Source organism: Lawsonibacter faecis, from assembly GCF_014287675.1.
In the GTDB taxonomy this organism is placed as follows: domain Bacteria; phylum Bacillota; class Clostridia; order Oscillospirales; family Oscillospiraceae; genus Pseudoflavonifractor; species Pseudoflavonifractor faecis.
On record NZ_JACOPQ010000018.1, the window covers coordinates 33,998 to 48,410 of the forward strand.

General features: G+C 63.9%; 13 protein-coding genes. 5 read left to right on the forward strand and 8 right to left on the reverse strand.

All coding sequences use genetic code 11. The features are described from left to right. Positions 1-148: 148 nt before the first annotated feature. The 8 genes from H8S62_RS16490 to H8S62_RS16525 form a co-directional block, all read right to left on the reverse strand. Complete coding sequence (locus tag H8S62_RS16490; protein ID WP_186920295.1) at positions 149-646, reverse strand: S-layer homology domain-containing protein; 498 nt, start codon at positions 644-646, stop codon at positions 149-151. Positions 647-710: 64 nt separating this feature from the next. Next, positions 711-1,436, reverse strand: a complete 726-nt coding sequence (locus H8S62_RS16495) for a hypothetical protein (RefSeq protein WP_186920296.1) — start codon at positions 1,434-1,436, stop codon at positions 711-713. Further along, entirely contained in the window at positions 1,433-2,218 is a 786-nt protein-coding gene (locus tag H8S62_RS16500) for a permease prefix domain 1-containing protein (protein ID WP_186920297.1), read from the reverse strand. Before H8S62_RS16500 ends, H8S62_RS16495 begins: the two co-directional genes overlap by 4 nt. A 21-nt stretch (positions 2,219-2,239) precedes the next feature. Beyond that, positions 2,240-2,884 (reverse strand): DUF5044 domain-containing protein, encoded by a 645-nt coding sequence (locus tag H8S62_RS16505; RefSeq protein ID WP_155149134.1) that lies wholly within the window; start codon positions 2,882-2,884, stop codon positions 2,240-2,242. After that, the gene (locus H8S62_RS16510; RefSeq protein WP_186920298.1) at positions 2,877-3,719 is read right to left on the reverse strand and encodes a hypothetical protein; all 843 of its coding nucleotides are present in this window, start codon (positions 3,717-3,719) and stop codon (positions 2,877-2,879) included. The genes H8S62_RS16505 and H8S62_RS16510 overlap by 8 nt, the downstream gene beginning before the upstream one ends. Before the next feature lie 22 nt (positions 3,720-3,741). Beyond that, positions 3,742-4,086, reverse strand: a complete 345-nt coding sequence (locus H8S62_RS16515; RefSeq protein ID WP_155149130.1) for a PadR family transcriptional regulator — start codon at positions 4,084-4,086, stop codon at positions 3,742-3,744. 279 nt (positions 4,087-4,365) lie between these two features. Then, on the reverse strand, positions 4,366-5,325 hold the full coding sequence (locus tag H8S62_RS16520; RefSeq protein ID WP_186920299.1) for a D-2-hydroxyacid dehydrogenase: 960 nt from the start codon (positions 5,323-5,325) through the stop codon (positions 4,366-4,368). Positions 5,326-5,548: 223 nt separating this feature from the next. Beyond that, positions 5,549-9,010 (reverse strand): pyruvate carboxylase, encoded by a 3,462-nt coding sequence (locus tag H8S62_RS16525; protein ID WP_186920300.1) that lies wholly within the window; start codon positions 9,008-9,010, stop codon positions 5,549-5,551. Positions 9,011-9,313: 303 nt separating this feature from the next. Between H8S62_RS16525 and recG the strand changes: the two genes are divergently transcribed. The 5 genes from recG to H8S62_RS16550 all read left to right on the forward strand — a co-directional run bounded on the left by recG (position 9,314) and on the right by H8S62_RS16550 (position 14,263). Then, positions 9,314-11,434, forward strand: coding sequence for an ATP-dependent DNA helicase RecG (recG, locus tag H8S62_RS16530; RefSeq protein WP_186920301.1), 2,121 nt, complete (start codon positions 9,314-9,316; stop codon positions 11,432-11,434). Positions 11,435-11,562: 128 nt separating this feature from the next. Further along, positions 11,563-12,009: a GNAT family N-acetyltransferase gene (locus tag H8S62_RS16535; protein ID WP_155149121.1), complete on the forward strand. Its 447-nt coding sequence runs from the start codon at positions 11,563-11,565 to the stop codon at positions 12,007-12,009. 96 nt (positions 12,010-12,105) lie between these two features. Then, a complete protein-coding gene (locus H8S62_RS16540) occupies positions 12,106-12,492 on the forward strand; it encodes a C-GCAxxG-C-C family protein (RefSeq protein ID WP_186920302.1) in 387 nt (128 codons plus the stop codon). Between the two features lie 111 nt (positions 12,493-12,603). Then, complete coding sequence (locus tag H8S62_RS16545) at positions 12,604-13,053, forward strand: hypothetical protein (RefSeq protein WP_186920303.1); 450 nt, start codon at positions 12,604-12,606, stop codon at positions 13,051-13,053. A gap of 112 nt (positions 13,054-13,165) precedes the next feature. Next, on the forward strand, positions 13,166-14,263 hold the full coding sequence (locus H8S62_RS16550) for an S-layer homology domain-containing protein (protein ID WP_173023545.1): 1,098 nt from the start codon (positions 13,166-13,168) through the stop codon (positions 14,261-14,263). The last annotated feature ends 150 nt before the right edge of the window (positions 14,264-14,413 follow it).

A 14,413-nucleotide genomic window follows, 5' to 3' on the forward strand; every position in this document is an offset into this window, starting at 1 on the left:
AAAAATGTCACGGAGGCCTTGGAGGAAAAGGGGGGATCGTGTATTTGGGGATCAAAAAGCTGCGTTCCTGTTTCCAGAAACGCAGCTTTTTGATATTTGAGAGAAACAGGTGCGGAATAGGGACGCCGCAGTGGGCGGCTTGCGCCGTTCAGACAAACCGCTCCAGAATCCCGGAGAATTCCGCGGGGGAGATGGTCTCCCCCGGGGCCATCAGGCCGCCGGGTGCCCAGTCGATAAGGCGGATCTCCGTAGCCCAGTAGAGGGAGTCGTCCGCCCAGGGGGAGATGCCGTCGTAGTCGTTGCACTCGGCCAGATTGGAGGAAGTGGCGGTCTCCCGGCCCAGGTAGTCCGCCGCCCGGCGGAGGAGGACGGCGGCCTCCTCCCGGGTGATGGGGCGGTCGGGGGCGAAAAGGCCGCCGCCGGTGCCCTGTACCAGTCCCAGGTCATACGCCCAGCAGATGGCTGTGGTATCGCTGCGGTCATGGTCCACGTCGGAAAAGACGCGGGTGTCCTCATAGGGGACACCGCCCCAGAGCTCCCAAATCCCTGCGACAAATTGGCCCCTGGTCACCGTCGCGTCGTCCGCCGCCAGTGCGGGGGCGAACAGCAGTGTGAGACACAGGACCGAGATAAGCAGCTTTTTCATACGGTATCCTCCCGGGGCCTGCTCTGGACAGGCCGTAAAAAAAGAATACCATATCTTGGAATATTTATCCGTCGAATCCGGGGGCGCCGGGAACCGGGGATTCATAGAGCAGCGTGCCGTCGGCGTCATACGCCCGGACCAGGGTGGCGGAACCGCCGCCGCCCTTGGGAGAGGGAAAAATCTGTTGCCCCAACCATAGGCCGGTTCCGGGGGCGGCTTCGATGCAGTCGGCAGAGACGCCGTGGGCCAGAAGCCAGTCGTACTGGCTGAGGTCATCGTTTCCATCTCTGGGATACATGCCCATAATCAGCTCCACCCGCGCCACGTCAGGTAATTTGACATAGACGAGATTGACCGCCTCATACTGCCATTCTCCATCCGCATGGGTTTCCTCCCAGATATAATCGGAGCCCCAGGCCAGCGTAACGACAGGTATAGGAGTTTCCTCAAACGGCCAGACAGGATAGGCATGCTCGTCACTCCAGAAAATCCCTCCCACCCGGCTGTGAGTGGTGACGAAATAGCCGTCTGCGCAGGCGCTGACCCGCCAGCGCAGACCCTGGTCCCCGCCCTTGGTGTTGGCCGCGCCGGACTGGAAGCGGACCGTCCCGCCCGCGACCACCGCGCCGGCATCCATGCCGTACTCGGCGGCGGCCTTGTAGTGGGCGAGGATGGGCAGGGGCATAGGCGCGCCCGCGGTCAGCCAGAGGAAAATCAGGGCCAGTACGAAGAAACCCGCACTGAGCTTCAGCCGGGTCCGCTGGGTGGGCAGACGCAGATGCTTTTTCACGGCGCGTCCACCTCCTTCAGCGCAACGGAGTAGACCACCGCGTGCTCCTCGCCGAACTCCAGCGTATAGGTGGTCGCGGCGGGGTCCGCGCGGTAGACGGCGGCCGAGTAGAAGTGGCGGAAAAGGCCCCGCTCCGGGAGGGGGTAGACGGAGAGATAGGGGTCTCCCCCCCCGTTGGTGCGGAGATCATTGGGGAGGTAGCCGCTGACCAGCGGCCCCAGCCAGATAGGCCAGCGGAGGGAGGAGAAGACCACCTCCAGCCGGTACTCCTCGATGGGGTCGCCGTTGTAGTCCCGGGTCTCCCGGATGAGGACGGCGGCCCCCGTTTCGGAGAAGTGGTAGAACCCCAGCCTCCCCCCGCCTTGGGCGGTTCCGGCGGCCACAATCTGCTCCCCCCGCGAAGCGTCGGCCTGCCCCGCGGCAAGCTGGGCGGGGTCGGCGAAGGGGGTGTAGCGGATGCTGCTGAAGGTCCCCCCACCCATGCCCAGGACCACTGAGATGAGGATGAAGAGCAGCCCCAGCAGGAGAAACGCCCGGGAGAGCCGGGGATACCAGGGATTGTGCAGCCTGTCCAGTGCCTTGCCCAGCTCGTAGGGGTCGCCCATAGAGCGGACAGCCTCCTCCCGGGCCTCTCGGAGGGAGGTGCCTTTGGTCTCGACCAGATAGTCCGCGTGGTCCTCCATATGGCCGGTGAGCTCGGCGGTGACGGCACCGTGGACCCGCTTTTGGCGGATCATAGCGCACACCGCGTCGCAGTAGGTGGATATGGGGTTAAAGCCCATGGCGCGCCTCCTCTCGTTGGGCTATTGGGAGATGCCGTATTCCCCGCTCCAGACGGCGGGGGTGGGCGTCTCATAGATGAGATTCCCGGCGGCGTCGTAGCAGCGCAGCCGGACCTCCTCCGGTCCGTACCGGTTCTGCCAGACCTCGTCGAGGGCAAAGAAGAAGCAGCCCTGGCCGGCGGCGGTCTCCCGCCGCGTATTCAGATGCCAGCCCCCGTCGTTGGCGGGGTAAGTCACCTCCGCCGAAACCGCCTCCGGGAGATCGCAGGCCACCAGCAGCCATCGCCCCGCCCACAGCTTGGCGGCAAGGAGCTCCAGCGGCTTGGACGGGTCGTGCTCAAGCGCGGTGAGGCCGCCGGACGGCTGCCAGAACAGAAGCTCCCGCCGCACCTCGGCGTAGGCGAACCAGTTTCCCCTGCGGCTGACGAAGGCCCGATTGAGATAGAGCTCCTGAGCGTCCTTCCCCAGCGCGTCGGGATTGACGTCCAGAACAATTTCGCCCCGGCCGAAGAAATGCCGGGCCTCGGCGGAGCGGAACGCCAGCTCCGCCGTCGGAATGGGAAAGTCTAGGACGGCGATTAGAAGCGGGACACACAAGAGCAGGATGACGGCGTCGCAAATCAGTTTCTGCTTCCGGGTGCGTTTTCTCAGAGGGTGTCTAACCATGCCCGGCGCCTCCCTTCAGCGGGATGGTGAGGAAGACGGTATTCTCCCCGTACCGGTCGAAAATCAGAGTCACTTCGGCGGCGGCGGGGTCTATGCCGCTGACGGAAACGTCATAATAGCTGGAAAAGGGGTAAGTGACGGTGGCGGCGGACCCGGTCTTCCGCACATAGTTGGGAAGCGAGGTGGTGAAAATTTCTTCCGACGCGTAATAGCGGTTCCCCAGATCGTCCCGGGCATAGAGCCAGCTGAGATCGGGCCCCCGCAGCCAGGGGTTGATGTTGGCGGCCTTGAGGGTAAGGGCCAGGCTCAAAACGTCCCCCGCTTCGCCGTCCGCCCCCACCGTCCGCCGGTAGCGGGCCAGAATCGCCCGCTCTATGGAGAATGTATAGTCCTCCGCGCGGAGCGTGGAGGGGGGCCGCCAGTCCGCCAAAATTTCATAGCTTCCATTGTTTTCAATCCGATATTCCATAACATAACCGTGCTGGACGGGCGCTGTCAGACAGGCCCGGAGGGGCTCCAGCCGGAGCAGCGCCAGCACAATGGTGACGGCGGCGAGAAGCCAGACCGCCCGCCGCAGCCAGATCTGCAGCCAGCCCCAGAAGGGACTGTGCATTTGATCCAGATACCGGCCCAGCGACTCCGGGTCGCCCATGGCCGCGACCGTCCTGGCCTGGGCATCCGCCAGGAGGATGCCCTTCTCCTGCTCCAAAATGGCGTCGTACCGGTCCTCCAGGTGTCCCATCAGCTCCCGCTGGATGGACGGGTGGTCGGGTCGGAAGCGGACGCAGGCGCACACCCTGGTGCAGAAATCCACAAAGGCGGGATTGGCGCTCATGGGACCTCTCCTCTCCGCACGGTCAGGCCGTGGCGGGCGATGCCCCGGCGACGATGGCGTTTACCTTCTCGGAGAATACCTTCCACTCGGCCTTCTTATCGTCCAGGAGACGAAAGCCCTTTTTGGTAATGTGGTAGTACTTCCGCGTGCGGCCGCTGGGGGCCTCCTTTTCGTAGGAATTCACCGCGCCGTCATTCTCCAGGCCGTGGAGAATGGGGTAGAGGGTGCCCTCCTTCAGGGTGAACGTGTCGTCGCTTTTGGCCTCCAGTTCGGCGATCATCTCGTAGCCGTACTTGTCGCCGGCGGCGAGCAGGGAGAGGACCAGCAGGGTGGTGCTGCCTGAGAGCAGATTCTTGTCGGCCTTCATGGCGGACCTCCTTTCAAAAAAACATACCTCGGCTATCTAGGTATATTATACCTAGATAGCCGAGGTATGTCAAGGGAGACCGCGTCCGCGGGGCACACCGGAGCGGCTTCTCCTGCCGATGTACGGCGCTCCTCCCTGCGCCCGGCAAACGGGGCGGAGCAGGGAGACGGAGAGCGGCGGAGGCCCGGAAAACGGCCCTGCGGCGGGCCGCAGGGCAAGGGCAGAGCGCTTACCCCGGCCTGCATATGGCGGGAGAGGGAGATAAGCCGGGCGTCGCCGCTACCGGAACCGGTTGCGCAGCGGCTCCCCGGCCAGGTAGCGCTCCAGGTTGTCCAGCGCGATGGCGGCGATATTGCGCACCGTCGCCTCCAGATTGGTGCCCCCGGCTACATGGGGGGTGAGCAGGGCGTTGGGCACGGCCCAGAGGGGGTGGTCCGGGGGCAGGGGCTCCGGATCGGTCACGTCCAGTCCGGCGGCCCAGAGGTGGCCGGCGCTCAGCACCTCGGCCAGGGCGGCGCAGTCTACGGCAGTGCCCCTGCCCGCGTTGAGGAGAACGGCGTCCGCCTTCATCATGAGCAGGCGGCGGCGGTCCATCAGGCCGTCGGTCTCGGCGGATCGGGGCAGGACCATGGCAACCACATCGGCCAGGGAGAGGAGGCTGTCCAGCTCCGCTATGGCGTACATCTCATCCACGCCGTCGGCGGGCTTGGCGCTGTTCCGGCGCACACCCAGTATCCTTGCCGCACCCAGGGCCCTGCACTGCCGCGCAAAGGCGGAGCCGATGTCCCCGGTACCCAGCAGCAGCACCGTAGCGCCCCGGAGGGAGCGGATTTCACCCAGATCCTCGCTGCCGCGGCGGTTCTGTACGTCCCGGTACTGAGGCAGCCGCTTGAGCAGTGCGAGCAGCATGGCCAGCATATGCTCGGAGACCGCCTGTCCGTAGGCTCCGACGGAGGAGGTGAGGGCGACACCCTCGGGCAGAACGCCGGGACGGAGGTAGCCGTCCACCCCGGCGCTCCAGGCGTGGAGCCATTTGAGATGTTTGGCGGCGCCCAGGACATCGGCGGGCGGGCAGCCCAGGATGACGGTGGCCTTGGCGTAGGCCTCCGCCGGAACATCCTCTGCGCTGCGTCGGGTATTGCGTACGGGATAGAAGAGGTGCTCCGCGCCGGGCGCGGCGGTCTGGAATGCCCGGCGCTCCCCGTCGGTAAGTGGGAGCAGGTTGAGAACGGTCTCCATAGTGAGCCTCCTTGTGGTGCATTTGAAATGATTGTATACCTGGCGGGTAAAAAGTAAAACAGGAAAAGGCGGAAAAGATAAAAAAGATAGGGCCGGATCGAGGAAAAGGGTTCCGCCGGGACTTTTCGCCGCGCCGGGAAGAGATGTCTGCTGTGCCCACTGGATGAAAGAGGGCCCGCAGGCTCCGTATCGGAGTCAGCGGGCCCTCTCAAAATGAGCGCTGCTACAGCTTGATGGTAATCAGCAGCTCACCGGCCTTGACGCTTCCGCCCTCTTTGATGAAAACCTGGTCCACGGTGCCGGCCATACGGGCCACCACGCTGGTCTCCATCTTCATGGCCTCGATGACGGCCAGTACCTGATTTTCCTCCACGCGGTCGCCGGTTTTGACGCCCACCTTGGACACCATGCCGGGGATGGAGGCCCCCACCTGGCTCTTGTCCTCAGGGTCGGCCATGACCACGGCCGCGCCCTTGACCTCGGCGTTCCTATCGGGCACGGAGACCTCCCGGCGCTGACCGTTCAGCTCGAACATCACGTTCCGGGTGCCGTCGTCGTTGAGGTCGCCCAAACCCAGATACTTGATGACCAGGGTCTTGCCGTCCTCAATGTTAATTTTGTTGGTCTCGCCCAGGGCCATGCCGTTGAAGAAGACATGGCTGCCCATGCGGGTGATATAGCCGTACTCCTTGCGGTGCTCCCGGTACTCCTCGTACACCTTGGGGTAGAGGCAGTAGGAGAGCGTGGCACGCATATTGATTTCGTCGCTGCCCATGAAGGCGCGCATCTCCTCCCGGACGGCGTCGAAATCCACGCTCGGCAGCAGCTCGCCGGGGCGGCAGGTGATTGGCGCCTCGCCCTTGAGGACCACCTTCTGCAGATCCTCCGGGAAGCCCCAGGCTGGCTGGCCCATCATGCCCTTAAAGTAACTCACCACGCTGTCGGGGAAGGTGAGGGCCTCGCCCCGCTCCACGATTGTCTGGGGCGTCAGCTCGTTCTGTACCATGAAGATGGCCAGATCTCCCACCATTTTGGAGGAGGGGGTCACCTTCACAATATCCCCCAGCATGTCGTTGACGGTCTTGTACATCTCCTTGACCTCGTCGAAGCGGTGGCCCAGGCCCAGACTGACCACCTGGGGATAGAGGTTTGTGTACTGCCCGCCGGGGATCTCGTAGCGGTAGATGTCGGTGGTGGGGCTCCCCAGGCCGTGGTCGAAGCTCTCGTACCGCAGGCGCACGTCGGCCCAGTAGTCGTCCAGCTTCTGGAGGCGCTGGAGGTCCAGCCCGGTATCCCGCTCCTGGCCCTGGAGGGCGGCCACCACGGCGTTCATGGAGGGCTGGCTGGTGAGACTGGACATGGACGCAATGGCGCAGTCCACAATGTCCACCCCCGCCTCGGCGGCCATCAGGTAGGTGGCCACCTGGTTGGCAGTGGTGTCGTGGGTGTGCAGGTGGATGGGCAGGCCGATCTCGTTCTTGAGGGCCGTGACCAGCTTCCGGGCGGCGTAGGGCTTCAGGAGGCCGGACATGTCCTTGATGCAGAGAAGATGGGCGCCCCGCCGCTCCAGCTCCTTGGCAAGGTTCACATAATACTCAAGCGTGTACTTATCCCGCTTCTCGTCCAGAATGTCGCCGGTGTAGCAGATGGTGGCCTCGCAGAGCTTGTTCTCCTTAAGCACCTCCTCCATGGCGACCTCCATGCCGGGGACCCAGTTGAGGGAGTCGAAGATGCGGAACACGTCGATGCCGCTCCGGGCGGCCTCCTTCACAAATTCCCGGATGAGATTGTCCGGGTAGTTGGTGTACCCCACGGCGTTGGCCCCCCGCAGGAGCATCTGGAAGGGGATGTTGGGGATTTTTTTGCGCAGAATGTCCAGCCGCTCCCAGGGTGACTCGTGGAGGAAGCGGTAGGCCACGTCAAAGGTGGCGCCGCCCCACATCTCCAGGGAGAAGCAGTCGGAGAGGATCTCCGCCGTACCGTCCGCGATTTTCTTCATGTCCCGGGTGCGCACCCGGGTGGAGAGGAGGGACTGGTGGGCGTCCCGCATGGTAGTGTCGGTGACGAGCAGCTTCTTCTGCCCCAGCACCCAGTCCCGCACCGCCTCGGGTCCCCTGGCGTCCAGAAGCTGTTTGAGGCCGTCGGGCCGGTTGCCCGTAAGGGGCGGGAAGCGGGGGATATCGTACTGCTTGCGCTCCGCGGAGGGGTTATCCACCTGGATTTGGGCGATGTACCGCAGGACCTTGGTGGCCCGGTCCCGGCTGTCCACAATCTCGAAGAGCTCGGGTGTCTCGTCGATGAACTTGGTGTGGCAGGCCCCGGCATGGAAGGCCGGGTGGGTGAGGATGTTGGTGACGAAGGGAATATTCGTCTTCACGCCCCGGACGTGCTCCTCCCGGATGGCGCGGGTTGCCCGGCGGCAGGCCCCCTCAAAGGTGTTGTCCCAGGAGGTGACCTTGACCAGGAGGCTGTCGTAGTACGGGGAGATGGCGGCCCCCGTGTAGGCGTTGCCGCCGTCCAGCCGGACGCCGTACCCGCCGCCGGAGCGGTAGGCGGTGATTTTTCCCGTATCGGGGGCAAAGTTGTTTACCGGGTCCTCGGTGGTCACCCGGCACTGGATGGCGAAGCCGTTGACGTGCAGATCGTCCTGAGTCCGAAGGCCGATATAGGGGTGGCTCAGGGGCGCGCCCTCTGCGATGAGAATCTGAGCCCGGACCAGGTCCACGCCGGTGACCATCTCGGTCACGGTATGCTCCACCTGAATCCGCGGGTTCATCTCGATAAAGTAGTGGTTGCCCTGCTTATCCACCAGGAACTCCACCGTGCCCGCGTTGACGTACCCCACGTGGCGGGCCACCTTCACCGCATCCTCGTGGAGGCGGCGGCGCACCTGCTCGCTGACGCTCCAGGCAGGGGCGTACTCCACCACCTTCTGATAGCGCCGCTGGAGGGAGCAGTCCCGCTCGCCCAGGTGCATCACGCTGCCGTACTGGTCGGCCAGAATCTGCACCTCGATATGCTTGGGCTCCACCAGGTACTTCTCAATGAAGATGTCCTCGCTGCCGAAGGCCTTTTTGGCCTCGCTGCGCACCAGGTCGAAGGCGGGCTTTACCTCCTCCGGCGTGTCGCAGCGGCGCATTCCGCGGCCGCCGCCGCCGGCGGCGGCCTTAAGGATAATGGGGAAGCCGTAGGATATGGCCCGTTCCAGGGCCTCGTCGCCGTCCTTCAGCGGCTCCTTGGAGCCGGGGATGGTAGGCACGCCGCAGGCCACGGCGGTGGCCTTGGCCGCCAGCTTGTCGCCCATCTGGGCCAGCACCCGGGAGGAGGGGCCGATGAATTGAATGCCGTTTTCCTCGCAGGCCCGGGCAAACTCAGCGTTCTCGCTGAGGAAGCCGTACCCCGGGTGAATGGCGTCCACCTGGCGGCGCTTGGCAAGGTCGATAATGCCGGGGATGTCTAAGTACGCCCCCAGGGGGGATTTGTTCTCACCGATGAGATAGGCCTCGTCCGCCTTGGTGCGGAAGAGTGCGTTGATGTCCTCGTTGGAGTACATGGCAACCGTGTGCAGCTCCAGGTCGTAGCACGCCCGGAAGACCCGGATGGCAATCTCACCCCGGTTGGCCACCAGAACCTTTCTGAATCCATGCTCTGCCACTTGCGCATCAGTCCTTTCTATTAAGCGCATGATTAACTATATTAAAAATATTATAAGCGCTGGCTTAATGTTTTGCAACTAATTTTTGACGTAATTGCAGAAAATAAAAATCCTGCACAAATACTGGCGTGTTTGCATGAAAAATGAATCAAGCCTAAGCCTATCGTGCAAAAAGTGGTTTACATCAAATGAAAATGCCCCGCCGTTTAGTACTTGGCCAATGCGCGGGCGCCCGGCATAGGCGTCCGCCGGGCGCCCGCGTGTGCCCAACCTTGCCTGAATCACCCCAATGTGCTACAATATCTCATAATATGGAAGAGAGGGGGAAATATCATGCCGCTGACCGCAGCCACCGGCGTCCGGGCGCTGCCCGGCGTGGGGGAGGCCCGCGCCAAGTGCCTGGAGAAGCTGAACCTGGGCACCGTGGGGGATCTGCTGGCCTATTTCCCCCGCAGTTATGAGGACCGCACCAAAATCGTCTCGATTGCCGGCGCGCCCCCCGGTGAGAGCGTGTGCATCGCCGCCCTGGTGGCGGAGGCCCCCCGGCTCTCCCGTATCCGGAAGGGCCTGGAGCTCGTCAAGGTAAAGGCGGTGGACGAGACAGCCGCCATGACGGTGACCTTCTTCAACCAGACCTATGTAAAGGACGCCCTCCGCCCCGGCGAGACCTATGTCTTTTACGGGAAAATCGAGCTGATGGGCCGGGCACGGCAGATGACCAACCCGATCTTCGAGCGGGAGGGCCGCGCCCGGTTCACCGGCTGCATCATGCCGGTCTACCCGCTGACGGCGGGCGTCTCCAACAATCTGCTGGCAGGCCTCACCCGCCGCTGTGTGGACGCGTGCGCCGGGGAGATACCCGAACTGCTCCCGGCGGAGGTCCGCCGCGTCCACGCCCTGGCCCAATCGGAGTTCTCCTACCGGAACATCCACTTCCCCGACTCCTGGGAGAGTCTGGAGCTGGCCCGCCGCCGCCTGATCTTTGAGGAGTTCTTCTACCTCACCTGCGGCATGGCGCTCCTCAAATCGGGCCGGGACCGGGGGAGGGGCCCCGTGTTTGAGTACACCGACCCGGGGTGGTTCTGCAGCCGCCTGCCCTTCGCCCTCACGAATGCCCAGCGCCGGGTCATCGGCGAGGCGGCGGCGGACCTGGGCGCCCCCCGCCCCATGAACCGGCTGGTCCAGGGGGACGTGGGATCGGGCAAGACGGCGGTGGCCGCCGCCTGCGCCTGGATGGCCTATCAGAGCGGCTGGCAGTGCGCCATGATGGCCCCCACGGAGATTTTGGCGGAGCAGCACAGACGCTCCCTCTCCGCCCTGCTGGCGGATACCGGCATGACGGTGGGGCTCCTCACCGGCAGCATGAAGGCCGCCGAGAAGAAACAGGTTTACGCCGCCCTGAAGACGGGCGAAATTGACCTGGTGGTGGGCACCCATGCCCTCCTCTCGGAGGGGGTTGCCTTCGCCCGCCTGGGTCTGGTCATTACCGACGAGCAGCACCGCTTCGGCGTGGCCCAGCGGGCCGCCTTATCTGCGAAAGCCGGGCAGATCACCCCCCATGTCCTGGTCATGTCCGCCACCCCCATCCCCCGGACCCTGGCCCTCATCATCTACGGAGACCTGGACCTCTCGGTGATCGACGAGCTGCCCCCGGGCCGCACCCCGGTGGACACCTTTATCGTGGGTGAGGACAAGCGGCAGCGGATGTACAATTTCGTCCGCAAGCTGGTGGGCGAGGGCCGTCAGGCCTATATCGTCTGCCCCGCCGTGGAGGAGAGCGAGCCGGCCGAGGTCCCCGGTCCCACTTATGAAGGGGGCTGGGGCGAAGCGGCTGGAGAAGCTCCCCACCCGGATCTCAAGGCCGTCACCGCCTATGCGCAGGAGCTGAAGACCAAAATCTTTCCCGACCTGCGGGTGGCTTTCGTCCACGGCAGGATGAAGGCGAAGGAGAAGGACGCGGTGATGTCCGCCTTCGCCGCCGGGAATGTGGACGTTCTGGTCTCGACGACGGTCATTGAGGTGGGCGTGGACGTGCCCAACGCCGCCCTCATGGTGGTGGAGAACGCCGAGCGCTTCGGCCTCTCCCAGCTCCACCAGCTCCGGGGGCGGGTGGGCCGGGGCGGGCACCAGTCCTACTGCGTGATGGTCACGTCCACCCGCAGCGAAGAGAGCCGCAGGCGGCTTAAGGTCCTCGCGGACACCACAGACGGCTTTAAGATCTCCGAGGAGGACCTGCGAATCCGCGGCCCGGGCGACTTCTTCGGCGCCCGGCAGCACGGTCTGCCCCAGCTCCACATTGCGGATCTGGCGGGAGACATGCGGCTTTTGAAGGAGGCGCAGACCGCTGCCGAGGCGCTCCTGGCCGCCGACCCGGGCCTCCGGAGCCCCGGCCACGCCGCCCTGCTGGAGCGGGTGAAAAAGCTCTTCGCAGACAACCCGGATATCTTCAATTAGAGTAAACAGGGCATAATATCGCCGCGCCTTCCTCCCCAGGGCGGGGCTCAGCCGCCCCCGTGTTCCCGGACTCCCGCCCTCCGGCGGCCCGCAGTTAGTGAATTACTGTATATAAGGAGAATTAGATTATGTTTGAAATACGAGATATCGCCATCAGCGACTACGATACCGTCCTGCCCATGGTGCAGGAGTTCTACCACAGCAGCGCCGTGGAGCACGACGTGGACTCCGCCATTCTGGAGCGCTCCCTCCGCGCCGCCGCCGATCCTGCCGAGCCCATGCTCCGGGGCCTGCTCCTCCTGGAGGACGGCGCGGCGGTGGGGTACGCCTACGTGACCCGCTACTACTCAGCCGAGGTGGGGGCACACTGCCTCATGTTTGAGGAGCTCTACTTCAAGGAGTCCTGCCGGGGCAAGGGGTACGGCACCCGGGTCTTCCAGTATGTAATGGCGGAATACCCTGACTGCGGACGTATCCGCCTGGAGGTCACTGACGCCAACAAGGGGGCCATCCGGCTCTATGAGCGCCTGGGGTTCCGTTTTCTGCAATACGGGCAGATGGTGCTTGACCGATAATACAGACTAAGCCTTTTCCCCACCAGGGAAGGGCGCCGGCTCTGCCGGCGGATGAGGGGAGACGCTCCCCGGGAACAGGAAGGAAAGAAGAGCGATATGGATAAAATTCAACAAGTACACGCCCTGCGAGGCGACCCGGACGTCCACTATAACTGCTGCCAGACCGTGCTGATCCCCTTTGCGCCCGAGTGCGGTCTGGACCGAGGGAAGGCCGGGGCGCTGGGCGCACATTTCGGCGGCGGAATGCGCCACGGGGGCACCTGCGGCGCTGTGACCGGGGCGCTGATGGTTCTGGGCATGGCCGGGAAGGACGAAAGCACGGCCAAGGCCTTTATGAAGGCCTTCCGGGACAAGAACGGCTGTCTGGAGTGCGCCGGCCTGCTGAAAAAGGCCGTGGAGTGCGGCGAGGACCGCAAGTGTCACTGCGACCGTATGGTGATAGAGGCCGTGGAGCTGGTGGAAGAGGCGCTGAGAGAGCGCTGAAAAAAGCACTCATCCGGGATACCCCGGATGAGTGCTTTTTTCAGCCGGGCCGTTGCGGTTTGGGCCGGCTGCGTGGTACACTGGCCTTATATCGTAAGGGAGGGATTTCCAATGATGGGCGACTGGAACGAGATCGTACAGGACGGGGGCAGCGGCCTGGTGAACCTCTTTGGTGACTTTAAGGACAGCTGCGTGAAAGAGGTGCGCTACGTCAGCGGCGCCTATGTGGACGAGGAGCTGGCCATGTGGCCTTACAATGACAAAAGGACCCTGATTCTCCTCCTCCAGCGGCAGGAGGAGGGGCCCGCGGCCATTGAGCTGGCCTTTGACGGCGTGGAGTGCTTCCACCTGGAACCCGCCGGGGAGGAGTACGACTGCTCCATTATCCGGGCGGAGTTTTACTGGCGTGAGGGGATGCTCTGGTGGTCCGACGCCATCGGCTTCGACCCCGGGCATCCCCCCTATGGACAGCAGTTCAGCTGGGTTTGCGCCCGCTCCGCCCGTTGGCGCATCCGGGATGGGTGGCTGGGAGACCGGGTTCTTTACGGCGCGGGGGACTGAACGGCCCTGACCGTCAGCCGCACCCGAAATTTACATTTGACGCCTATGCGGCGGCTGGAAAATATGATATAATATGATAATCACAGTAAAAAGAGAAAGGAACCGTGAATGTATGAAAAAGCTGCTGTCCGCCGCCCTGGCCATCTGCCTGGTATTGAGCCTGTCCGTGCCCGCTTCCGCCGCGCAAAACAGCCTGGATAATTTTCAGAAGACCGCCGAATATACCGGCGGCTTCACCGATGTGCCCGAGTCGTACTGGGCGGCGCCGTCGGTCAAGACCTGCTTTGAATACGGCCTGATGAAGGGCGCCACCGCCACCACCTTTAACCCCGACGGGGTTCTGAGCGTAGCCGAGGCGCTGGTGATGGCCGATCGGGTCCACGAGGTGTTCACCACCGGCGGGAGCACGCTCACCAACGGCTCCCCCTGGTATCAGCCCTACGTGGATTATGCCGTGGCCCAGGGCATCATCGCTGGGGGCGACTTTACCGACTACACCGCCAAGGTCACACGGGCGGAGATGGCCTACATCTTCTATAACGCGCTCCCCGCCTCGGCCCTGCCGGCCATCAACAACGTTCTTGCCCTGCCCGATGTGGACGAGACGACGCCCCACGCCGCCGAAATTTTTGCGCTTTACGAGGCAGGCATTCTGTCCGGCAGCGACATTTACGGCACCTGCAAGCCGGATGCCACCATTACCCGGGCCGAGTCCGCCGCCATCATCGCCCGGGTGGCCATCGCCGGTTCCCGCAAGAGCGTCACCCTGCTGGAGGACTGGGAATGGAGCGACAATGTGGTGCTGGCGCTGCCCCAGGACGCGCAGGCCGGTGAGGATGGGATGGGCGTATTTTTCAACGCGGGTATGGCAATCCTCAGCTCCGTGCAGGACGACGCCTACCGAGGCATCTCCGTCACAGCACTGCCCTCCGAAACGCTCAACAGCCTGCTGACGGAAATCTACAAGAATTCCGGCTTGACATTTAGCGACAGCGCGTCCACCGCAGTGAACTTCGGCGCCATCGCGGCCTACCGCACCACCGGCACCCTGACGGCCGATAACGGCATCAGCCTGAAGTGCGTGTCCTATTTCTATATCACCGGAGACTCCATGGAGATGATCGCGCTGCTCTCCGACGACGACGCCCTGCTGACAGCCATGGTGAACAGCGTCCGCATCTCCTCCAGCAGCGTCTCCGTCAAGCTGTAAGAGCCGTAGGATATTTGACCAGCCGCAATTTCTGCGTCCGTGACCGTGGGGCAATGTGCGGCCTCCTGCTGCGCTCTTGCCGAAAACAGACGAACGCGGGCGGGGCGGTCTCTGTGCCGCTCCGCCGTCCCGGCGCCATCCGTACAGACA

What these genes read in the sequence shown, in the direction of transcription:
- recG (WP_186920301.1), top strand. Translation starts at nt 9,314, where the DNA reads ATGCCGCTGACCGCAGCCACCGGCGTCCGGGCGCTGCCCGGCGTGGGG.
- H8S62_RS16550 (WP_173023545.1), top strand. Translation starts at nt 13,166, where the DNA reads ATGAAAAAGCTGCTGTCCGCCGCCCTGGCCATCTGCCTGGTATTGAGC.
- H8S62_RS16500 (WP_186920297.1), bottom strand. Translation starts at nt 2,218, where the DNA reads ATGGGCTTTAACCCCATATCCACCTACTGCGACGCGGTGTGCGCTATG.
- H8S62_RS16515 (WP_155149130.1), bottom strand. Translation starts at nt 4,086, where the DNA reads ATGAAGGCCGACAAGAATCTGCTCTCAGGCAGCACCACCCTGCTGGTC.
- H8S62_RS16545 (WP_186920303.1), top strand. Translation starts at nt 12,604, where the DNA reads ATGATGGGCGACTGGAACGAGATCGTACAGGACGGGGGCAGCGGCCTG.
- H8S62_RS16490 (WP_186920295.1), bottom strand. Translation starts at nt 646, where the DNA reads ATGAAAAAGCTGCTTATCTCGGTCCTGTGTCTCACACTGCTGTTCGCC.
- H8S62_RS16505 (WP_155149134.1), bottom strand. Translation starts at nt 2,884, where the DNA reads ATGGTTAGACACCCTCTGAGAAAACGCACCCGGAAGCAGAAACTGATT.
- H8S62_RS16540 (WP_186920302.1), top strand. Translation starts at nt 12,106, where the DNA reads ATGGATAAAATTCAACAAGTACACGCCCTGCGAGGCGACCCGGACGTC.
- H8S62_RS16510 (WP_186920298.1), bottom strand. Translation starts at nt 3,719, where the DNA reads ATGAGCGCCAATCCCGCCTTTGTGGATTTCTGCACCAGGGTGTGCGCC.
- H8S62_RS16520 (WP_186920299.1), bottom strand. Translation starts at nt 5,325, where the DNA reads ATGGAGACCGTTCTCAACCTGCTCCCACTTACCGACGGGGAGCGCCGG.
- H8S62_RS16535 (WP_155149121.1), top strand. Translation starts at nt 11,563, where the DNA reads ATGTTTGAAATACGAGATATCGCCATCAGCGACTACGATACCGTCCTG.
- H8S62_RS16525 (WP_186920300.1), bottom strand. Translation starts at nt 9,010, where the DNA reads ATGCGCTTAATAGAAAGGACTGATGCGCAAGTGGCAGAGCATGGATTC.